Here is a 22,773-nt window from a genome sequence, read left to right on the forward strand (position 1 = left end):
GTTGAAATTGGTTTGTTATTGGGTTTAGTTTTTAACCCGTAAAAAAGAGTACCAACACTTTATACGAAATTATACTGATATGGTTCGGGGTATCATAATAAATAATATCCTGAGCATACGCATAAATGCTACGAAAACTTTGCCCGTACCAGCGGATAGCAGGTTAGTACAGGTTAAGGGTTAACAATAACTGATCGTTTAAAAATGTAAAGGTTTACTATTATTATCTGGTTAAAATCTAATGCAATTTAATTATAAATAAACTCAGAAAAAGACCTTCGACGGTTAACAATGGTGAAAATGACTTATTTTAATGTTTTTATAAACTTTTTCGATGTTTTTAAAAGTTAAAAACTTTTAAATCAATTAGTTATATAAAAAACCAGAGTGAAAAATATAATGCTTTTTTATGCATTTATGATACTTTTATGCTAAAAAACCTGTAAGATTTTGAGGTCTTACAGGTTTCGTTTGTGCTTAATTGTAACAAAAAAGTTAATCATAGTCAAAAGCTTTGATATCCATGATGCGTTGCTCAAACTGATCAGGGTGGAGAGATTTTGCTTTAATCCTCATTTTGTAAACGTAAATTGTGTTTACAGAATACTCCAGTATTTTGGCAATTGTTTCATTATCTGCAATACCCATTCTTATAAGCGCGAATATCCGGAGGTCCGTATTTAATACTTCATCTTCGTCGGGCCAGATCTGGTCTTTTTCGGCAAAGAGGCTATTAAATACCGTAATGAAATTGGGGAAGATTTTTAAAAAGATATGGTCAAAGCTGTAGTACAGGTTTTCCCTCTCTTTTTTAATATCTATGTTATCTATAAATGTATGAATAGCATCATACTTCTTCATAGAGAGTTTGGCATCAATCGAAATCTTGAGATTTTCGAGCTTAACAATGTATCCCGAGATAGCTTTAAAAAACTGTCCAATGTACTCCTCTTTAATTTTGGCATCTTCAATTAATTTGCCGTTAATGTGGTTTAACTGCACATTTTTTCCTTCGATAATAGCTTCCTTAACCTTTAGCTTTTTTAATTGTTTAACGATCATTACCAGGAAAAACGCTACCAGTATGGCAAGTGCGGTAATAATCAACAAAAACATCAGAAAGCGATTCTTTTGATGCTCAGTATTATTAAGTTCGGCAGCGGCTATTAACGGTAAAATGGCCCCTATTTGTATTTTACGCTGTCGGGCGCCGTAAAAGTCGGCGTCGGCTTTGGCAAGCTGAATAAAACTGTAGGCATCTTTAATATTATCCTGTTTATACAATAACTCAGCAAGGGTAAACAAAGCTACAGTTTCACGGGTTGATGATCTTATATCGGCTATCGCGGCGCGGATCATCAGGTTTAAACCCTCTTCCGGCTCATTATCTTCGAGACAGATGGCACCTAACGAACAAGATGCCATCGCGCGGAGGTGCATGGAAATGGGCATGTCCCTTTCCAGTAATTTTTTGAACCGTATACGGCCTTCTTTGTAGTCTTTTTTCTGATAATCCTGCAATGCAAGCAGATAGGTATGCATTATATGATCGTTACCACAAAACGAAACCGCCGAATCAATGTATTTATTCCCTGCAGAAATGTAATCTGGAGTGAAATATTTGTCGTTGCTGTATTTTGCCAGGTCGTAATTGCATCTGCCTAAAAAAAAATAATAGTCAACCTTATCTACATCACTTAATACCTTTACGTCTACTTTACGCAAATAATCAAAGGTTTCATTAAACATACCTGACGAGAGCAGGATGAAAGCCATCCTGACATAGCTATAATACTCTTTCTTTTTATTACCGGTTACCTTGCTCAGCGATATCATTTTATCGACATAAACATAGGCCGAATCAAACTGGTATGATTTGTATTCGGTATACAGCTTGTCCCAGGTATCAAACCTGGCGTCGTAGTCGGTTTGTGAAAGCTTGGATTGATATACCTTTAGTTTTTGGATCCTTACATCTTTAGCCCCGTCATATACATTTTTCTTTGCTATTTCATTTTTTAGTTCTTCAAGTAAAGTGTTGGTATCAGTTAACGCATTTGCTGAGAGACTAATGAATGAAAAAAGCAGGTAGAAAATGTATTTCATTTTTATTGTAAAGGTTTTTAAAAATAATGCAGCCGACTAATTGAAATTTAATCAATACACAAACTCAACAGATCAAATGCTTAATAAGTTAATTAAAACGTCAACTAAGGGGCTATCATTTCGAGAACAATGGCATACTTGTTCCCTGGTTTATCTTCTCAAATATATGGAATTGAAGCATTGCTAATGCGTTTTAGTTTTGTTTTTTTGATAGTTTTAACTCTGTTTGAAAAGCGATCTGAAATTTACATCACACCTAAGTACATCACGAGTAGTGATTTATTTGAGGAGCAAAACACCTCCTTTGTGCCATAATTTTCTGCTAAAGCTCAGTTATTGAAAATAAACTTTGCTTTTAGCGTAAAAACATCCTTTATTTAAAAAAAATCAAACGAAATTTGTATACGGTGGTTATCTATCATCTTAATCTCAATTTATAAATGGTCAAATTATTTGTAGGCGGCTTTCCTCTGGAAATGACAGAGCTGGAACTTGTTAAAATGATAGGTCCGCATGGTGATGTGGAAACGATAAAAATTGTACGTGATAAAAAGACAAGAATATGCAAGGGATACGCATTTCTTGAAATGAAAGACCGTACAGGAGCTGAGAATGCAGTAATTGCTTTGGATGGAACCGAAATTGGCGACCGGGTATTAAGCGTAAAAATAAACGACGACTTTGTTAAGAAAACGCCGCCGCCACGTAAATCTTTCGGCTATGGTAACAATAATAACCGAAGCAATAATTACGGCAACAGAAATAATGATAACAGGAGTTACAACAGTCAAAGTAATTACAGAAGTAGTAATAGCAACGAACAGTCGCCGTCAGGTGACCGACCAAGGCGTCCAAGAAAAACGATGTAGAAGTTTTTCAATATAAAGCAAAAAAAAACCGGCTAAATCAAATAGCCGGTTTTTTTATAGTGTGTTTATCAGTTTAAACACCAAGGTCTTGCATGATAGAAGCTATCTTGGCGTCAAGCTGTTTATCTGTTTCAGCATACACTTCTTTGCTATCAAGCTTTCCGTTTACGCTGCAATAGAACTTAATTTTAGGCTCTGTTCCTGAAGGACGGGCAGAAATAATACTTCCGTCTTCGGTAATGAACTGTAAAACATCAGAAGCCGGTAATTCAATCGGCTTGGTTGTATTGCTTACCAAGTCGGTTTCTATGCGTTTTTCGTAATCTTTAAGCGTAGTTACTTTTGAACCACCCAAAGTAGCCGGAGGATTGGTACGGAATTTCTCCATCATCTCTTTGATCTCTTCAGCACCGGTTTTGCCTTTTTTAGTTAAAGAGATCAATTTCTCTTTGTAAAAGCCATATTGCACATAAGTATCAATTAGCGCCTCAAACAAGCTGCTGCCTTTGTCTTTGTAATAAGCAGTCATTTCGGCAATGAACGCGCTTGAAACAACGGCATCTTTATCCCTTACCAGTTCGCCTATTAAATAACCGTAGCTTTCTTCGCCACCGCCAATAAAGGTTTGTTTGCCTTCAAAATGGGTCATCAACTCACCGATATATTTAAAGCCGGTTAATGTGTTATAGTAAGTAACGTTTTTGGCTTCGGCAATGCGCTCGATAAGATTGGTAGTAACAATGGTTTTAACGATGTACTCTTTACCGGTAAGCTTACCTTTTTCTTCCCAGGCACTTAATAAATAATTGATGAGCATTGCGCCGGTTTGGTTACCGTTAAGCAGGATAAACTCACCATTAGTATCTTTTACAGCTATACCAACACGGTCGGCATCAGGGTCTGTAGCCAAAACAAGATCGGCGTCGGCTTCCTGCGCTTTTTTAAGAGCAAGTGTTAAAGCTTCTTTCTCCTCCGGATTTGGATATACTACTGTAGGGAAATTACCGTCGGGAGTAATTTGCTCGTCAACCAGGATCACGTTTTCGAAACCAAATCTTTCCAAGGCTTGCGGTACTAAAGTTATACCAGTACCGTGAATTGGAGAATAAACTATTTTAAGGTCTTTTTGACGCGCGATAGCATCAGGCGAGACAGAAAGTTCAGTGATCTTGCTCAGGTAAAGTTCATCAATTTCTTCCCCTATTTCTTCGATATTAGCATCAACACGATTGAATTTGATCTCATCAATACTGCTGATAGCTGCAACTTCATCCATTACGGCTTTATCATGAGGCGAAACAAACTGGCCACCATCGGCGCCATAAGCTTTATAGCCATTATATTCTTTAGGATTGTGAGATGCAGTAAGCATTACACCACTTTTACAACCTAAATGGCGTACGGCAAATGAAAGCTCGGGTGTTGGGCGAAGCGCCTTGAAAAAATAAACATGGATATCATTAGCAGAGAAAACCTCGGCAGTGATAGTAGAAAAAAAATCAGCATTGTTACGGCTGTCATGAGCTATGGCCACCTTAATCTTTTCGCCCGGGTATGTTTTTTTAAGGTAATTAGCTAAACCTTGAGTTGCCGCACCTATGGTATATTTATTAATACGGTTTGAACCTGGCCCCATAGTGCCGCGAAGGCCGCCTGTACCAAATTCCAGATCACGATAAAATGAATCAGTCAGTTCGGTGTATGCCTTATCGTCAATTAACTTTTGGATTTCCTGCTTTACATCAGCATCATAATTTCCTTGAAGCCATGAGTTTGCTTTTTGAAGAATGGTGGGGTCTAATTCCTGCATAAGTGGTTGTATGTTTTCAAATTATCTGGTTCGGTTTTGCTTCAAATATGGCGATAAATAACCAATGAAGAACGCCTTAAAGTTAAATCATCTTTTTAAATATGCCAGCCCAAAAATGAATAAGTTTTGAGCTGATATTACTTAAACAACGTGGTTTAATTTTGTTCTGAAAACAACATTCTATCAATAAAGTTTGCAGATTTTGAAAGATCCGATATCCGGGCGCCTCTCTCCCGTTTTATATAGGTTTAACCGACGGTAGCTTGGCATTGATAAAGAGATAATTGTTGACTCAATGATATAATGCCCGTTAGCCGGCTTGCCTGAGCAAACCGGCATTAACAGACGGATATATAGGAGTTGGTAAGTGTTTAGAAAAATTCAGCCTGCCAATAAACCCCTTATCTTTTTATTGCAGGCTCCCCTATTTATCCAATTCGGTTATGAACTTTTTGGCATTTTCATTTGCCGGATCAAGTTGTAACGACTTCTTATAATTCAATAAGGCCAATGATTTATTACTCTGATTGTAATAAGCCTCGCCGAGGCTATCAAACACATTGCCCGATTTTGGGAATAGCTGGGTATTATATTCAAAAATACGAACGGCATCGGTCAGCCTTTTTTTACTCATTAAGTAATAACCGGTTTCGTTTAAAGTACTCTCATCGTCAAAACTGTATTCGTTACCATGTTTGGTTTTGAGGTCACTATAGAAACTGATAATCTGCTCGCCGCTCATCAAATCCAGCTTTGCGCTAAATGTATCCAGGAACGATCTTTTCACCTGTGCGTAAGGCTTACCATCTAAAATGGCCTCAATGGATTTTTCAATTGAATACAGGTTTCCCTGCTTGTTATTGGTCATTAAAATAATGGTAACACCTTCGGGCACCTTACTTACCAGCAAAGCCTGGTAATTTAATGAGGTGCCGTCATGTACATGGCTAATCATTTTATCGCCATCCATGCTGCCACCGCCAAGACCCGACTGCCTTCCAGGGGTTACGCCGTTAATGATCTCGCGGGTAGCAACGGGACTTATCAGTTTAAATTTAATTATCGCGTTTGCCCAGGCGTAAAAATCGTCGAGCGTTACTGCTGTCCAGCCGGATATTGGATAAACAAGGTCGTCGGTTTTGCCATCATTGTTAAATGACCGGGCAATGAGCTTGTCGTTTTCGGTGGGGTCAACAATCGCTGTATTCATGCCAGCTGGCTTTAATTCATAATCCTCAACAAATTGTTTAAAGCTGATGCCTGTTATCTTCTCAATAATGCGTCGCTGCAGAAAAACATTGTTATTATTATAGGCATACTTTTTACCGGGCTCAAAATCCAGCGAGTCGATCTTCATTAAATCGACCATATTATCGGCGTCGTTCTTTGCCGTTTTCCATTTCACATCAGGTAAACCACTGGTGTACTGTAACAGGTTAATGATCCTGATCTTACTTGCCCATGCGGGCAGTTGGGGCAGGTATTTAGATACTTTGTCGTCCAGGCTTAACTTACCTTGTTCTTCAAGCATCATAATGCCAACCGCGTTAAATTCTTTAGCTATTGATCCTATATGAAACCGGTACTGATCTGTAAGTCTGATGGTTTTGGCAGCATCAGCATAGCCGATGGCCGTTTTATAAATAACTTTTCCATGATCGGCAACTAAAACATTACCACTAAACAAGCCTAACCTGTTTGCCCTTTGAATTAAGGTATCAATATTAGCAACCTTGCTTTGCTGACCAAAGGCTTTACCTGTACCCAAGGCAAGCATCGCGAATAAAAAGCCGTACTTTAAATTCAATTTCATAATGTGCAGATTCATAGTAAAGAGACTACAGCAAACACATTTATGTTACATGTTATTTCGGTATTAATTAACTCTCCCGTTCATATAATGCCGCGAGTATAAAGGCGCATGATGCAAGCCCGGTATCTTTCATGGCATTGGTTATTTTACCAGCGTCGAAATGACTGTTGATAAGCAACGGGATGTGTATGGTTAATATAAATACCCATATCATACATCCCAGCAAAAAACAGCCCCATTGAGCGTATAAATTAACATAGATACTTACGGCTGCAGCCATTAGCGCCACGGCGGTAAAATATACCCAAAACAGGTGGAAAGGGATCCAGCCGGGCACAAGGGTTGCCACAAAACCGGCATACATAAAATGCTGAATGCCGAATATAAACATTACCGTTGCGTAAATGTATGCGCCACTCCTGCTTAATACTTGTTTCATTGTTGGTTAAGTTATAGTATATTTAGGTTTAAATATTTTAATTGCTGATAAAATTAGTTTGCCTGTCAGGCGATCGCAATTCACAGCTTGTACAAGTTGGTACAAGCCTGTACAAATAGTATTTGAACCTGTTTACCGGCTATTTTTGACCAATGGATATGCCCGCACAAGAGTTATTGATTACCGAACTGATAAAACAATACGAGACTTTCACCGGCTGGGGTGACAGCACAAACTGGAAAAACCAGGATTTTATAAACCTAAGCGAAAAGATCCGCGAGAAGACAGGCGCGTCTATAAGTCATGTTACGCTGAAGCGCATCTGGGGCAAGGTTAAATATGACAGCCTGCCAAATACCTACACTATGGATACCCTGGTGCAATTTTTAGGTTACGAAAATTTCAGGGCTTTCAGTACTCAATTTGTTCCGGTTGGCAAACCGGGCGAACAACAAAAAACTAAATCACAGCCGGTAAAGAAGGCATTCTGGTCCCTGCCTTATGCGTTAGGTGTTTTAACCTTAATGGGGATTTTGTTGGTTGTGATCATAGCTTCACGCACCGAACGCCCTGCACCGCCAATAGTGGCTAAGGATTATAGTTTCAGCAGTAAAAAAGTGATTACTTCTGGTTTGCCTAATTCGGTGGTATTTGATTTTGACGCGACTAAATCTCCTTACGATTCAGTTGCTATCCAGCAATCATGGGACAGACATCTGCGGGTTAATGTTTCAAAAAACGATCATCAGCATACTTCTATCTATTACTTTCCTGATTTTTATTACGCCAAGCTCATTGTAGGCGGTAAAATTGTAAAACAGCATGAATTGTTTGTTGAATCAAATGGATGGCTGCCTGTAGTTGAAAAGCAGCCAGTGCCTGTTTATTATGAAAAAAAGGATGCAATGGCAGATGGTAAGCTTTCACTGCCGCCCGCAAAGATCAAGGAGCGAAATATTCCAATGCAACCTACCCCTCCCTATGTGGTTTATACCAATGTGAAAGATTTTGGGGAGATCTACAGCGATGATTTCACTTTTGAAACATCGGTAAAAAATAATTACAACGAAGGCGCAGCTGCGTGCCGCTCGAGCACTATCTATATCCTGTGCAAAGGCACAGCTATTTGGATTCCCTTGAGTGCTAAAGGTTGTGTATCCGATTTGGATATGTACTTTGCGGGTTACGAAGTATCGGGCAAAAAGCACGATCTGTCTGCCTTTGGGGTTGATTTTGAGAAATATGTGCCGCTCAAAATAGTATCCCACAATGGCAAGGCACAAATTTTTATTGATAATAAGCAGGTTTACACAGTAGATAAAGGTATTGGCCGGGCCAAAATAATCGGGATTGTTTATCGCTTCCAGGGCACCGGAGCGGTAGATTATATGCGACTGACCAATGGAAAAGTAAACTACGACGATGAGTTTTGAGGATCATTATTAAACTCGCGGGGAATAACAGACAAAACCTCATTTTTTATAGCGGGTGGAATAATCATCATTGGCTGAGAAAGAATTTCGCTGTTGTTGCCAGGTGATGGACAGCTTCCAACTAAAACAAAACAGCCTTTTTCTGGTTCAAATGTTACTGTTATTTTTAGTTGTTTTAGTGCCTCAAGGTCCTGATAGGCGGTGCGCGTGCTGATATGGAACTGTGCTTTCAATAGCTCAACAGAAACCACATCCCTGGTTTGCAGTAACACCAATACCCTGAGCAACCTGTCGGCCCTATTCATAGCACATTATATTTATTCACACAAATGTGCTAAGGGTTATTGACAACAGTGTGTCAGTAGTAAAAATGCCTTTTATGAACTCTGCGGATTGGGTCATCCTTTATAATCAATCATGCGATCGATAAACCATCAAAATAACACCTGACGAAAAAACCTTTTGCGACAGCAATTTTAAAGGTAATGAGCTTTTCAACCCATTAAAGAGCGGCCGGCCATTACCTAAAATTACCGGGTGTACCCAAAGCTGGTATTCATCAATCAAATCAACCGCCGCCAGCTTTTTAACAACGCTAATACTTCCGTAAGTGAGAATATCGCGGCCGTTTTGCTTTTTTAGGTTTCCAATAATTTGTCTTAAATCACCTTTCAGCAGTAACGAATTATTCCACCACGCAGCGTTCATTGTTGAAGATATAACAACTTTTTGATAGGTATTCATCATATCGGCATAAGCTATATCCGTACGTGGGAAATTCATGCTTTTAGCCTGAAAAGGCCAATACGCGGCCATGGCCTGGTAGGTATTTTTACCTAATAAGATAGTATCCGCCTTACTTAACAACTCAGCAGTAGTTTCGGCTATTTCATCAGTCCAGTATGGCGAGTGCCAGTCAAGTCCCTCATCTTCCGCCGCCACGAAGCCGTCTAATGTAATATTGAGAGATACTGTGAGTTTACGCATGGTATTAAACAAGTAAACCGGGTTTAGCAGATAAACCCGGGATTAAGCAAAGAGTTTATTATCAAGCCAGTTCGGTATTACCCGCAAGCCTGGTATTGGTTACGTTAAGATCTTTTACCTGCTCGTATTTTTTCCATAAGTAATAGGTAAAGAACATAACGATTAACATCACTACGGGCGGAACAAGCATCGCACCTCCGGCACCAATTGCAAACCATGATAAAAACGCGCCTATAAAGCTGATGGTAAAGCCGGAATAAGCCCATTCTTTAATTACCTTATATTTAGTTTGCGCTATGGCCAGCACGCCTGCGATTTTTGCCGATCCCATAATTACCAGCAGGTACATAGGATATCCCAGTTTTGCTAATGAATCTTTGCCCGCCTGCTGCATGGTAATGCCGCCATAAGCGTCGCCAAGCATTGCCAATAAAAAAAGAGTAGTGAAGGTCCAATACAGAATTTTAATTGTTTTTGGTTTCATGATGATATTGTTTTTTGTGTGATTACTGATTTGTTTACGGTACAAAGTTATCTCGGAGTATAAAGCCGCGTAATGCGCAAAAAGGACTTATTAAGGGGTTGATTGCGACTTTGATGTTTACTATCTTTATCCAATATAACCAATTATTCAATTATTAAGCATGAAACATGTTGCTATCCTGATACCCAATGAAGCGGTTTTAGCCAGTATTGTAGACGCGCGGACTATTTTTACAGGAGCCAATGACTTTTTACAATCCGTGGGCAGGCAGCCGGTTTTTGATGTGCACATGATTGGTCTTGCCAAAGAGGTTAAAGTGCATGGTGGCATGTTCTCGGTTCACCCCGATCTTTTGATGAGTGAATTGGGAAAAACCGACATGGTGATCATCCCGGCTATAAGCGGCGATCTGGACAATGCAGTAAAGATAAATCAGGAGTTTGTACCATGGATCATCAATCAATACAAAAACGGTGCTGAAATAGTTAGTTTGTGTATCGGCTCGTTTATACTGGCCTCTACTGGATTATTAAATGGCAAAGAATGTTCCAGCCACTGGATCACAGCGGATAAGTTTAGAAGCATGTTCCCGGAAGTAACACTGGTTGACGGACGCATTGTTACCGAACAGCAAGGCTTATATTCAAGTGGAGGCGCTACATCTTACTGGAGTTTGTTACTATTGTTAATAGAAAAATATGCAGGTCGGGACATAGCTATTATGGCCGCCAAGATCTATGCACTGGAAATAGACCGGAAAAGTCAGTCGCCTTTTGCAATGTTCACCGGGCAAAAGAAGCATGAGGATGATCCGATCAAGCAAGCCCAGGAATACATCGAAAATAATGTAACGGAGAAAATTTCGGTTGAAGACCTTTCTTCGAAATATGCCATAGGCCGCAGGCATTTTGAACGCCGGTTTAAGAAAGCTACCAACAATACGCCGGTTGAATATATTCAACGAGTGAAGATTGAAGCCGCAAAAAAGCAACTGGAAAGCACCCCGAAAAACGTCAACGAAGTAATGTATGATGTTGGTTATACCGATGCCAAAGCGTTCCGTACGGTTTTCAAAAAAATCACCGGATTATCGCCAATTGATTACCGAAATAAATACAATAAAGAGGCTGCGGTGGCATAGTTACGCCTGCCGGTATTTTTAGTGATTATATACCCTCCTAATGAGCTATATTATAGTTTCATTATTATCGAAAATTTCCATGGATTATTGAATGTAACCCACTGTATTACAATGGCTAATGAGCGGGTGATTTTTCACTGCAAAAACATTACATTCTGTCAATAAAATTAATCCTAACAAATAGCCAAATATTCCGTTTAAAAATTACATTTTTGCCCCAAAATTTTAAAGGATGCAGAGTTACCAGGAATTTCTTGATTTAAGTGTAGGCTTTCCACAAGATGGTTTTGAGATCATCGACGATGAGCTATACTTTCAGGACCTAAATTTGATGGAGATGATTGAAACGTATGGTACCCCCCTACGCTTTACTTATCTGCCTTTGATCTCCAAAAAGATCCAGCAGGCCAAGTTGTTGTTTCAACAGGCTATCATCAAAAACAATTATCGCGGCAGCTATAAATACTGCTATTGCACCAAGAGCTCGCATTTCAGGCACATTGTTGAAGAAGCCCTGAAAAACGAAATCCACCTGGAAACATCATCGGCTTTTGATATGCCAATGATCGACGCATTAGAGAAAAAAGGCACCGTAACAAAGGATATTACCGTAATATGTAACGGTTTTAAAACTTTCCAATACAAAACATATATTATCGACATGCTGCATGATGGTTTCAAAAACATCATCCCGGTATTAGATAATAAAGAAGAATTTAACCTTTACGACGATGAAATTGAGATGGATACACCTTGTAACCTGGGTATCCGTATAGCGGCCGAAGAGCAGCCAGATTCACAGTTTTATACTTCACGTTTAGGTGTACGTATGGAAGATGTTATAGATTTTTATCATAATAAAATCGAGGATAACCCTAACTTCCAGGTTAAGCTGTTACACTTCTTTATCAACTCTGGTATTTCAGATACACCATATTACTGGAACGAGTTAGAGAAATATGTAACGCTTTATTGCAAATTCAAGAAAGTAAATCCGCATTTGGATACGCTTGATATTGGCGGTGGTATGCCATTTAAAGATTCGCTGGTTTTTGATTTTGATTATGAATACATGATCAACGAGATCGTGAGCCGTATTAAAGAGATCTGTGCCGAGCATGATACCATGGAACCGGATATCATCACCGAATTTGGTAAATATACTGTGGCTGAAGCTTCAGGTATCCTGTATAAAGTATTAGGCCGCAAACAACAGAATGATCGCGAACGTTGGTTAATGCTTGATGGTTCGTTCATCACCAACCTTCCTGATGTTTGGGCATTAAATCAAAAGTACATCCTGTTACCGGTTAATAACTGGGACTCGGAATATGAACGTGTTAACCTTGGTGGTATCACCTGTGATGGTCAGGATTACTACAATCAGGAAGCGCACATGAATAGCGTGTTTATGCCTAAAACCCGTAAGGTACAGTATTTAGGTTTCTTTAATACAGGAGCTTACCAGGAAGTACTAAGTGGCTATGGCGGTATCCACCACTGCTTGCTGCCATCACCTAAGCATGTAATCATTCGCCGTAACAGGGATGAAACTTTCAACTTTGAAGTATTTGGCGAAGAACAAAATAGTAAACAGGTATTAAAAATTCTGGGTTATACTACTTAATGGCATAATATCAGCATGAAAAAAAGAAAAGGTGGCCATATCAGCCACCTTTTCTTTTTAACGACCTATGGTGCCATCTCCGACACCGGCGCCTTCAACATTTTGATCTGGAAGATCTGCCAGGCTGCCATCCTCATGTAAAACTCTAAAGTTCATTTTTTGAGGACCTTTTGTTTCGAGGCAGGGATTGATCCGGGTGGTATTGTTATCACTGCCGGTTATACCACTTTCCCTTATCTCTTTAATGTTATCCTGCCCGGAGGCAGAATGATCGTCTCGATAATCACTCATGATTATTTCCTCCTATTCCTAAATCCCTTCGGTTCCGGGTTCATGACCCACCATACGGCCAGTTGTACGGCCTTGCGGACGGCTTTCAAAATCGGTTTTAGCCGGCCCTACTGAAGGGAATTCTTTTTTATTCGGTGGTGTTACGTCTGTTTGTTCACTAAACGATGCGTCTGCACTTTTATTTGGCTGATCAACCTCGGATTGACTATGAGTCCCTACCTTTTCTTTTTCAGGATTTTCTACCTCAGGTTTTTCGTCATAATCTACTATGTCATCCGCCTCATCCAAATCATCATCGTTTTCAAGATTCCGGTTAGCATGGGCTTGGTCGCCATTCACTGAAAATGAATTGGTATGATTCTCAAAATCGTTGCGGTTACTATTCTGGTTATCCCAGCTCTCATTATTGGTGTTCATAGGTTTTAATTTTAGTTGTTATTAAATAAACCTACAAAACAATTTTATTGTTTTAATTTTTATCTTTTTAAGAAACAATATTTCATATAAACTCAACAGCGATGATTGTCAAATTGCTTTTGTTAATTAGGGAAGAAGCATCCGCAACGGTTTAAGATAACCCAATAATAACATGCTATTGCGTAACACAATTCGCTCTGTTAAAGTGAATTAAGCATATAATTTAAAAACGATTTTAAAAATTAAAAAGTATGCTGAGGGCAGGTTACTTTATAACGATTATTGAGCAGGATGCCTAATACAATTTCATGCGAACCATGACTTACTGTATTTAAGGCAGATGTTGTAAAATCATAAGAGTAGCCAACATTGATCAATGAGTTTAAATTAAACCCAACCAATGCAGCGTATGAATCGTTACGACGGTATGAACCACCAATCCAGAACTTGTCCCGGAAGGACATTTTCATATTTACATCAAAAGTTACCGGCACAGGCGCTATAAATTTAAGCAAAGCCGAAGGCATTAATGTAATATCATCAGATACAAAAAGCTTAACACCGCCTGTTACAAAATAATGTGGTACGGTTTTATTTTGAACTGTTGTTGTAGATGTGGTTACATATAAATTTTGTGGCAGGATCTGCTGAACAGATGCCCCGAAGAAATAGTTTGACGAATATGCCCATACCCCCACTCCTAAATCGGGTTTCCATTGTGAGCCTGTGATGTTGTTGATAGTAGGGTCGTTAGGATCAACATAAGTAAGTTTACTTACATCAATCACATTGTGGCTAACACCAGCCGATACACCTACAGCTAAGTTTAATGTTTCGGTAAGGCCAAGATGATATGCGTATGTAGCATCAATATTGGTTTGTGTTATGGGCCCCGTTTTATCAGATACTACCATTAAACCAATACCATGATGTGGCTCGGCAGCCATATAATTTTGAGTGTATGACCTGCTTGAAGGGTTTAAACCGCCACCGGCAGGAAACGCGGTAGCATCCCCTTGTAAAAACCTGTTGCCTATAGGGGCATTCACCGAGACGTAAGAAGTTACCGGCGCTCCCTCAAGGCCAGTCCATTGGCTCCGGTAACCTAATTTTACATCGGTATAGTTTTCTATACCACTTAATGCAGGATTTAAAAGGTAGTTATTGAATACGTATTGAGTGTACTGCGGTCGTTGCTGAGCTTTTACTAACTGAGCTGCCGTAGCAATGATTATTAAAGTATATAAAATTCGCTTCATTTTTATCTGATAATGGTCACATTACCTGCAATAACCTCGCGGCCATTTTTGGGGTCAATAATATAATAATAAGTTCCGGGAGGCAAGTATGAACCGTTGTATCTGCCATCCCAAGGTACGCTATAACCAATAGACGAATATACCTTTTCTCCGTATCGGTTGTATACGTCAACCTTATTATTTGGATAACTTTCCAAATAATTAACATTCCAGAAATCATTCATCCCATCACCATTGGGAGTAAACGTATTGGGAATAACTAAAAACTTCAAAACCTTTACCGATACACTAGCCATTGCCTTACATCCGTGAGTCGAGGTAACTACCAGCTGGTAAGTAACATCTTGAGCAGGACTTGCCACCGGGGTAGCTATATCATCATGATCGAGCCCTGTTGCCGGCGTCCATTTATAGGTTAAGTTGTCATTATTTACAACGGGTTTTAAAATACGCTTTGTTCCCTCAAGCATAGTAAAATCCGGGCCTAATGAAACCAGAGGCGACGGATCAACCTTAACCTGCTGAAGAACCGTGTCTGCGCAAGCGTTTGCAGCTGTATAAATATACCGGATATCAAAAGTCCCGGCGCCTGAAACAGCCGGGTTAAATATACCATCGGCACTAATACCCGTTCCTGAAAACGTCCCTGCTCCAACAGTCCCATCAGGTTTGGGTATTAACTGGTATGGCTGCGATTCGATACAAAGAACAGGAGCCGGATCAAAAGTCACCAGAGGTGATGCTTTCAAATTAACAGGGAGTTCTATAGGGTCAGAACATAATGCGCCCGAATAAGCTACTGCTTTTAAAGTAACAACACGGGACCCTGTTGTAAACGAAGTATATTTGTGCCTCAGCTGCAACCCAAATGCAGGGTGATCATATACTACCGTGGTTGAAGGATCGCTACTGTCATAAGTAACCTCGAGCCGGGTAATTGCACCAAAATTAACAGAGGACTGATTTTCAAAAAACACCTCCTGGGCACTGCACAAGCCTGCCGGGTTCTGAATAACTATACCAACCTTAGGCTTGCTCCCATTAATTGTTAACGATTTGGGGGCCGATGTAATAGAACATCCATATTTGGAAGTAACCTTAAGTGTAACCTGGTAATTGCCGGCTAAAAAATGATGCTTAGGGTTTTTCTCGTGCGAAATATTAGGGTTGCCTGGAGTCGCGTTTGGATCGCCAAAGTTCCATTCGTAAGTAAAGTCAGTTTCTGTGGCATCGGCAATTGTACTTTGATCAGTAAACTGAGCAAAGTCCTCTTCACAGGCTTCCGGCAATAAAAAATCAACTACTGGCACAGGATAAACGTTAACAGGCAACTGGGCTGTATTACTTATGCAACCATTACTATTGGTAACAGTTAGTTTAACTAAGTAATTGCCAGGTTTGCTATACGTGTGGTTAAACGGATTTTTGCTTGTAAGGGTTTCAACCGGAGTATTATCATTAAAATCCCATAGCCAGCTCACAATATTCCCTTCGGTTGTTGTGGAGTTGTCTGTAAAAGTAATATCCTGCCCAACACAATTTGGCGATGAATAGCTAAATGAAGCAACGGGAGGTGCTGATATATGTACTTTTATAGGAACCGATGCTTCGCCGCACCCGTTTTCGTTAGTAATAAACAACGAAACCATATAGTCGCCTGGTTGGGCATATTTATGTTTGGGGTTCTGTACTACATCGGTCAGGCCATCTCCAAAATCCCATTTCCAACTTTTAATTTGCCGGGTACCGGATGTTGACTGATCCGTAAACTGGACGTTGCTACCCAAACAGGGATCAGCAAAAGTGAATTTTACAACCGGCGAAGCTGAGATATTAAAGTCAAATTCTATATCTTCATTTGTGCCGCATTCGTCGGCAATAGGGTTAAATACAGTGGCCACCACGCTATAGTCACCATCGTTGTAAACTACTCCATCTCCAGGATATTCATAAGTATACAGCACTTTTGAATCTTTTATTATTGAACCCGTTGGCACCGGGTTATTTATAAAAACAGCCGGACTGCCATTTTTTAAATCCCAGGTTATTTTATTAGTCTGAAAAGGTAATGTCAACTGTAACTTGTAATGCGTTTCAGCGCATCCGTTGGTCTGTATTGTATTATCAGATGGGTTTAGTAAGGCTATAAATTCGTTAAGGTTTTTAAGGTTTGTACCGGCAGCATATCCATAAGATTCCAGCTTGCCAAACCCGTAAGCTATTGCATTAAAACCGTCTGATGCTTTGATATTATGCACTCCGGCGTTTACGCTAATTTGCGCGTAAGAATAAATGCTATTGGGAACCGGCGAAAACTGGGTATAAGGAACTCCGTCAAGTGAAAACGTTGGCACCGCGGCAGTTTTAATAATTACATTAATGTAATTGTCAATGATCCTGTAGTTGCCTGTAGAGTTTAATGTAACATGATCAAGCGTTTGCTCGATAGGCGTTAAATATATCATTTCGGGGTCGCCGGTATCATTAGCTATGAGCTGGCAATTTAAGGCCTCTCCTTGGGTAACGGCATATTGAACTACCTGGATTGGCTTATCGGAGGTAATAATATTAGGCGTAGTTGAGGTAAACTCATAATATAAGCCGTTGATTAATCCTCCTTGCGGCGGAGCTCCGTTTACGGTGACATTTGCATCTGGTGAACTGAGTACTATTCTGATGATATCATAATTACGCCCTTTTAATGGCGCGGTTATATAATTTTTACCCCAAACAGCCAAAGGATAAACCTGCTGAAAAAGGTTATCCGACGATCCTTTATCGCCCTGGCATCCAATACTTATTTTTGAACTACCTGAAAAAACGGCAATCTTTTTACAGGCCCCGGTAGCGCTCACAATTGAGCGGATGCGGGTGCCGGTTAAATCAGCAGCAGATAACCCCTGGTATACTTCGCCTTTTTTTAAAGTTATAGTAAATGGCCGATTTGCGGGGATGCCGTTTAAGAGCGGCTGCGACGGCGTTATCTCTACAGTGGTATTATCTTCGGTTGCAATAATTGCAAAAGTTGAATATGATGGCACTCCTTCTGTGTTTTTTGTGCCATTGTTTGAGTTTGATACTTGCTGATAGTTAATGGAGAGATAATCCTTACCAAGGGTATTAACCGGGAGCAGCAAAGTGGCGCCAGATACATTCTCGGCAAAAATATGCGCATAAACCGCTACGGGTTTAAACGACGTAATATGAATTCCTTTTAAAAATTGCCCTTGATTTCCTATAAAAGCTCCTGGCGGAATATTTACAGTTAAGATATCTTTAGCTTTAACCTGGTAAGTGCTTGAAAAACTACCATCAGCAATCTCTACTGTGACAGCAGTATTTACATCGGAGGTTATGTAAAGCTCCATCTGACTGCCCCTGCCCAGTGCACCGGGATTGCCGGCTGCACCATCAACGTGGTCAATATATGCGGCGTAAAACTCCGTGCCCTGGTTTGAACCTTGTGCACGGGTATAAATAGCAAAACATATAAAAATAAGCGCAAGGCTTAATGATCGCAAAAAAGATATCCTGCTCAAAGGTTTTTAGTTGAATTTGGCCGGCAGCATTAAACTGCCCTTTAAAAGTACAAAAACCTTCAACTTAAGCTGGTAATTTAAAAAACAAAAGCGGGTTTAAAAAAACTTATCCGGGTTAGGTACCAGGTTCAGGAACTTTTCAAAGTTTTCTTCGTAATGCGATTGGTCAAGTTTGTAATAAAACGCCCCTTTTTTTGACGACAGCTTATCCTTCTCCGGAAGTTTTACCAGCAAGCCCGTTGAAAGCAACTTGCGGCTAAAGTTCCTGTCATCAAACTTGGTTTGATAAACACCTTCATAAAGGGCTTGTAATTGCGGAATGGTGAATTTTTCGGGTAGTAATTGGAATAATATAGGGTGAAGTGCCGCTTTGTAACGCAATTGTCTTTTAGCCATGCGTACCATTTCGTTGTGGTCAAATATCAGGTCGGGCATTTCATCCAGCAAAAACCATTCGGGATGATATTCTTCGCTTAACTGGGCTTCATACTGATGAATATCGATAAGCGCGAAATAGGCGACCGAAAGCGTTCTTTCTACCGGGTCACGTTCCGGCTTACCAAATACCTGAAACTGCTCCATGTATACGTTCTTAAGCCCTGTACGTAATTCAAGTACCCGGTTTGCAGCATCTTCGGGCGATTCGGTGGGTTTTATAAAGCCACCTATAAGGCTCCATTTGTGTATTTCGGGCTCAAGACCACGCTGAACAAGTAATAATTTGATGTTAGCCCCGTCAAATCCGAATATGATACAATCTGTTGCTACTAAAATGCGCGTTTCGCCGCTATACTTATGCATAACTTAGGTTAAGTTTATATGCAATGGTAAAAATAATTTAGCAATTATTTAGTGTTAATCGGACAACTAATTTTTTAAACTGTTTAACTAACCCTTTTTCCTTGAAGCAGCAGATCCATAGCATCATCAAATGATCCGGCCCTGATCACCTCTCCCGAGTTTACAAAGAAGATCTCATCGGCATTTTCAATTGTATTTAAACGGTGCGCTATAATCACCCGTGTGGTAGTTTCCGGCAAGTTATCTAAAATATCGCTCAATAGCTTTTCGGTAATTGTATCGATGTTGGCTGTGGCTTCATCCAGGATCAATATCTCCGGATTCCGTAATACGGCGCGCATAAATGCAATTAATTGTTTTTGGCCTAAGCTGATGCTATCACCTCCTGATAAAACTTTGGTTTCCAGTCCTTCTTCAAAAATTGCCAGCAAGCTGCCCAGGTTTGCATCCCTGATCACCTGTTCCATCTCTTCGTTGGTATGATCTTTAAAAAGCTCATTGCCGTACAGTATATTATCCCTCACCGTACCGGTAAACAGGAATGGTTCCTGTAAAATAAAACCTATTTTTTGGCTCCGTTCTTCGGCGGCGAGGCTTCGGATATCTTTTCCATTTAGCAATACCAAACCTTTAGTTGGATCATACAAACGCGCTATTAATGAGGCTGTTGTTGTTTTACCACCACCAGTTGGGCCAACCAGGGCATAGGTTTTACCGCGCTCAAGCTTAAAGCAGATATTGTGTAATATCTCCCTGCTTTCGTCATAGCTAAAATGCACATGTCTGAATTCCAGCAAAGCAGCATCAGGTTCATTAACTCCCGCTTGCAATACCGGCAGATCTGTTTCGAGGGATAAGATCTGAGAAATCCTGTCCCAACCTGCCATAGCCAGTTGAAAGTTTGTCCAAAGAGCTGCCAGTTGCCTTAAAGGGTTATAAAAGTTTGTTGCGTACGATAAGTAACTCACCAGCAAACCCACAGAAAACATGCCTTTACTAATGAGGTAAATACCAAAGCATAACACAGTAAGCTGGGCCATACTTGCAAATAAACCATAAACCGGTACAAAAACGTTATTGGCAATACCCGATCCTACCGCTGTTTTATAGTTTTCATCATTGGCAATATTAAACCGCTTCCTGAAATAATCGCGACGGTTAAAAGCGATGATCACTTTAAAATTATTGATGCTTTCCTGGATCTCTCCGCTCAGCGAACCTGTGCTTTTCAGGTTAGCAGCGTTCTTCTTTTTTATCCATGGCGATAATACCAATGTTAAAAACAGGATAAACAGCGCGGGACATAAAGCCGCTGCTCCTAACTCAATATTAATGGCCAACAGAAAAATACCGGCGCCAATCATGATGGAAATATTGCCTATAAACTGCATCAGCGATTGTGAAAAGAACTGGTTAAGTTTATCCGTATCGTTGTTAACCCTCGATATCAGGTCGCCGGCTTTGTTTTGATTAAAGAAAGCTACCGGCAATTGCTGTAATTTATTAAAGATAGAGTTGCGCAGGGTAAACAACATTCGTTGTCCCACCCCTCCCATCAGCGTGGTTTGCTTATAACTGGTAAACAAAGCTACCAGGTACATGCAAAACAGAATAGCCGCATTATGCAAAACGCCGTTAAAATCCTTATGCTGCACGTATTTATCAATAGTATGGCCAATAATAAGCGGCCCCAGCAGGTTAAGTGTCGAGTTAACAAGGATGGCAAAAAAAGCAATAATAAGTGTGCGCTTTTCATGGGCAATAAGCTGCAACAGCTTTTTTAACCCGGCTAACGTCGATGTCTTTTGCTGATTTTTACCTATATGGTTAAGATCGTAGTTCATTGTAATTGATAATTTTGGGGTAGTAACTTAATATTTAGTGGTTGATACCCTGCTCGTAATTGCTGGTACTTTGCTGCGAATTAAAGATCTGCACATAATCCGGACTGGTTTTCATCAGATCGTCGTGTACACCGGTAGCTACAATCTCCCCTTGCATTAATAAAATGATCTGATCATAATGCTCAACTGAAGCAATCTTCTGCGTTACCGATATTAATGTTAAACCAGGATAATTCTTTTGAATATTTGCAAGGATGTTCCGTTCCGTATTGTTGTCAACCCTTGCGGTAAAATCGTCAAGCAATAATACTTTGGGATTAACAGCAAGTGCCCGGGCCAACATGATGCGTTGCTTTTGTCCGCCTGAAAGGCTTGAGCCACGTTCAGAAACAATGGTGCTCAACTTATCCGGCAGGTTATCAATAAATGTACTTAATTCTGCCGTTTCAATAGCTTTTTGAAGCGATTCATCGGTCACTGTATCGCTGAATGCGATATTTTCACGAATACTCATATTGAATATGATGCTATCCTGAAAAACAAAGCCAACCTGACGGTGAAAGGTTTCACTATCATATTCGGCCAGCGGTTTACCGTCAAATAACACTTCGCCCGCACTGGCATTGATCAGGCCGGTAAGTAAATACAATAACTGTGTTTTACCTGCAGATGTAGGCCCGATGATGGCAATTTTTGAACCGGCCTTAACTTTAAATGATACATTTTTCAATGCTGCTTTTTGCCCGTAGCTCACTGTAACATCTTTCAATTCAACATCACCACGTAAAGTATCTTTCAGCGGACCGCCGTCGGTAACATCCGGCGCGTTTAAAACAACACTGATACGGGTAAACGAAGCGGTAGCCTGGGCTATCAGGTTGCTCATGAATCCTAAAATGAATATAGGGAATATCAATAATGAAAGGTAACTGTTAAAAGCTGCGAAACTGCCCAGGGTCATGCTGCCACTGATCACGAAATGCCCGCCCATTACCAAAATGGTGAAGGCGGCCATGTTGGCTGTAAAGGTTACTATTGGGATAAGTCCGGCAAAAAAACCAAGGATCCTTAAGCCATAATCTTTAGCTTCGGTGTTGGCGGCCAGGAATTTATTGTACTCCAGTTGTTGCGAATTAATAACCCTAATCAGCGCTGCCCCAAGTATACTCTCGTTAATTACTTTATTAAGCTGATCAATAACGCCGCGGCTTTTCATAAACAGGGCGCGCACATTTTTCAAAACATAAAAAAACGTACCTCCTATAATAGGAATGATAGTGATAACAACCAGTGCAAGTTTCCAGTTGATGGTAAGCAACATAACGCTGCAGCCAATAATGATAAACAGCGACGATACAATAGAAACCAAGGCTTGTGATACAAACAATTTAATTGAATCAATATCAGAAGTAAGATTGGTTAGTAGTTTTGAAGGATTAGCCTGTTCAATAAAAGCATGAGTTTGACGGGATATTTTATCCGCCAATTGCTGCCGCAGATCGCGGGCTACTTTTTCAGAGGCGAAGATTTGAACGACGGCCTGTAAGCCGGCGAACAAAAATACAACCAATGTAGCCGTCAGGAATTTAGCCATAACCTCATTAATCACAAAATGGTGATTGGAGTAGGCATCAATACCATTAGCTATGATTTTAGGCAGCCAAAGGTTCATGCTGTTGCCCAATAAGGCAAATAGCAGCAATAGCGCTACAAGCCCTTTGTACGGTTTTAGCAAACTGAATACACCTGGTGGCTTGCGGTTTGTTTTTTTAGTATGATCGGGTTGCATATTGATCTTATAATTTATAATTCTTTTTCGCGGATGTGTTTCGAGCCATTATTATGGTTGACGATTGGCCAGTGAAAACATTTTTATTCAATTTAAAATTATCGAAATAAATCAGAAGGATTTG

At 40.1% G+C, this 22,773-nt stretch carries 18 protein-coding genes; 4 read left to right on the forward strand and 14 right to left on the reverse strand.

Annotation, left to right across the window (positions count from 1 at the left end):
• Window positions 1–495: 495 nt before the first annotated feature.
• Window positions 496–2,106, reverse strand: coding sequence for a DUF6377 domain-containing protein (locus DEO27_RS10540; protein WP_112566699.1), 1,611 nt, complete (start codon window positions 2,104–2,106; stop codon window positions 496–498).
• A 440-nt stretch (window positions 2,107–2,546) separates the two neighbouring features.
• Between DEO27_RS10540 and DEO27_RS10545 the strand changes: the two genes are divergently transcribed.
• On the forward strand, window positions 2,547–2,975 hold the full coding sequence (locus DEO27_RS10545) for an RNA recognition motif domain-containing protein (protein ID WP_112566696.1): 429 nt from the start codon (window positions 2,547–2,549) through the stop codon (window positions 2,973–2,975).
• Between the two features lie 73 nt (window positions 2,976–3,048).
• Here DEO27_RS10545 and DEO27_RS10550 read toward each other — a convergent pair whose 3' ends face one another.
• The 3 genes from DEO27_RS10550 to DEO27_RS10560 all read right to left on the reverse strand — a co-directional run bounded on the left by DEO27_RS10550 (window position 3,049) and on the right by DEO27_RS10560 (window position 7,037).
• Entirely contained in the window at window positions 3,049–4,785 is a 1,737-nt protein-coding gene (locus DEO27_RS10550; protein ID WP_112566693.1) for a phospho-sugar mutase, read from the reverse strand.
• 424 nt (window positions 4,786–5,209) lie between these two features.
• Window positions 5,210–6,598: a serine hydrolase gene (locus tag DEO27_RS10555; RefSeq protein ID WP_190295373.1), complete on the reverse strand. Its 1,389-nt coding sequence runs from the start codon at window positions 6,596–6,598 to the stop codon at window positions 5,210–5,212.
• A 67-nt stretch (window positions 6,599–6,665) separates the two neighbouring features.
• A complete protein-coding gene (locus DEO27_RS10560; RefSeq protein WP_112566687.1) occupies window positions 6,666–7,037 on the reverse strand; it encodes a hypothetical protein in 372 nt (123 codons plus the stop codon).
• Between the two features lie 158 nt (window positions 7,038–7,195).
• On the opposite strand from DEO27_RS10560, the gene DEO27_RS10565 reads away from it, so the two are divergent.
• A complete protein-coding gene (locus DEO27_RS10565) occupies window positions 7,196–8,470 on the forward strand; it encodes a hypothetical protein (protein ID WP_146749954.1) in 1,275 nt (424 codons plus the stop codon).
• Here DEO27_RS10565 and DEO27_RS10570 read toward each other — a convergent pair.
• The 3 genes from DEO27_RS10570 to DEO27_RS10580 form a co-directional block, all read right to left on the reverse strand.
• Entirely contained in the window at window positions 8,452–8,775 is a 324-nt protein-coding gene (locus tag DEO27_RS10570; protein WP_112566681.1) for an HTH domain-containing protein, read from the reverse strand. The two genes, DEO27_RS10565 and DEO27_RS10570, sit on opposite strands and share 19 nt — an antisense overlap.
• 106 nt (window positions 8,776–8,881) lie before the next feature.
• Entirely contained in the window at window positions 8,882–9,457 is a 576-nt protein-coding gene (locus tag DEO27_RS10575) for a dihydrofolate reductase family protein (protein ID WP_112566678.1), read from the reverse strand.
• A 61-nt stretch (window positions 9,458–9,518) separates the two neighbouring features.
• The gene (locus tag DEO27_RS10580) at window positions 9,519–9,941 is read right to left on the reverse strand and encodes a DoxX family protein (RefSeq protein ID WP_112566982.1); all 423 of its coding nucleotides are present in this window, start codon (window positions 9,939–9,941) and stop codon (window positions 9,519–9,521) included.
• A gap of 160 nt (window positions 9,942–10,101) precedes the next feature.
• Here DEO27_RS10580 and DEO27_RS10585 point away from each other — a divergent pair, with 160 nt between their 5' ends.
• Both DEO27_RS10585 and DEO27_RS10590 read left to right on the forward strand, forming a co-directional pair.
• Window positions 10,102–11,082, forward strand: a complete 981-nt coding sequence (locus tag DEO27_RS10585) for a GlxA family transcriptional regulator (RefSeq protein ID WP_112566675.1) — start codon at window positions 10,102–10,104, stop codon at window positions 11,080–11,082.
• Between the two features lie 232 nt (window positions 11,083–11,314).
• Complete coding sequence (locus DEO27_RS10590; protein ID WP_091206294.1) at window positions 11,315–12,709, forward strand: arginine decarboxylase; 1,395 nt, start codon at window positions 11,315–11,317, stop codon at window positions 12,707–12,709.
• A 57-nt stretch (window positions 12,710–12,766) separates the two neighbouring features.
• Here DEO27_RS10590 and DEO27_RS10595 read toward each other — a convergent pair whose 3' ends face one another.
• The 7 genes from DEO27_RS10595 to DEO27_RS10625 all read right to left on the reverse strand — a co-directional run bounded on the left by DEO27_RS10595 (window position 12,767) and on the right by DEO27_RS10625 (window position 22,649).
• Window positions 12,767–13,000, reverse strand: coding sequence for a hypothetical protein (locus tag DEO27_RS10595; RefSeq protein ID WP_112566672.1), 234 nt, complete (start codon window positions 12,998–13,000; stop codon window positions 12,767–12,769).
• 18 nt (window positions 13,001–13,018) lie between these two features.
• Window positions 13,019–13,417 (reverse strand): hypothetical protein, encoded by a 399-nt coding sequence (locus DEO27_RS10600; protein WP_112566669.1) that lies wholly within the window; start codon window positions 13,415–13,417, stop codon window positions 13,019–13,021.
• Window positions 13,418–13,659: 242 nt separating this feature from the next.
• Entirely contained in the window at window positions 13,660–14,676 is a 1,017-nt protein-coding gene (locus tag DEO27_RS10605) for a type IX secretion system membrane protein PorP/SprF (RefSeq protein ID WP_112566666.1), read from the reverse strand.
• Window positions 14,677–14,678: 2 nt separating this feature from the next.
• Window positions 14,679–18,215, reverse strand: a complete 3,537-nt coding sequence (locus DEO27_RS10610) for a PKD domain-containing protein (protein WP_146749953.1) — start codon at window positions 18,213–18,215, stop codon at window positions 14,679–14,681.
• A 96-nt stretch (window positions 18,216–18,311) separates the two neighbouring features.
• Window positions 18,312–19,016: an NUDIX hydrolase gene (locus tag DEO27_RS10615; protein WP_112566660.1), complete on the reverse strand. Its 705-nt coding sequence runs from the start codon at window positions 19,014–19,016 to the stop codon at window positions 18,312–18,314.
• Between the two features lie 83 nt (window positions 19,017–19,099).
• Window positions 19,100–20,860, reverse strand: a complete 1,761-nt coding sequence (locus tag DEO27_RS10620; RefSeq protein WP_112566657.1) for an ABC transporter ATP-binding protein — start codon at window positions 20,858–20,860, stop codon at window positions 19,100–19,102.
• A 34-nt stretch (window positions 20,861–20,894) separates the two neighbouring features.
• Complete coding sequence (locus DEO27_RS10625; protein ID WP_112566654.1) at window positions 20,895–22,649, reverse strand: ABC transporter ATP-binding protein; 1,755 nt, start codon at window positions 22,647–22,649, stop codon at window positions 20,895–20,897.
• Window positions 22,650–22,773: the final 124 nt, after the last annotated feature.

The organism is Mucilaginibacter rubeus (genome assembly GCF_003286415.2).
Classification (GTDB): domain Bacteria; phylum Bacteroidota; class Bacteroidia; order Sphingobacteriales; family Sphingobacteriaceae; genus Mucilaginibacter; species Mucilaginibacter rubeus_A.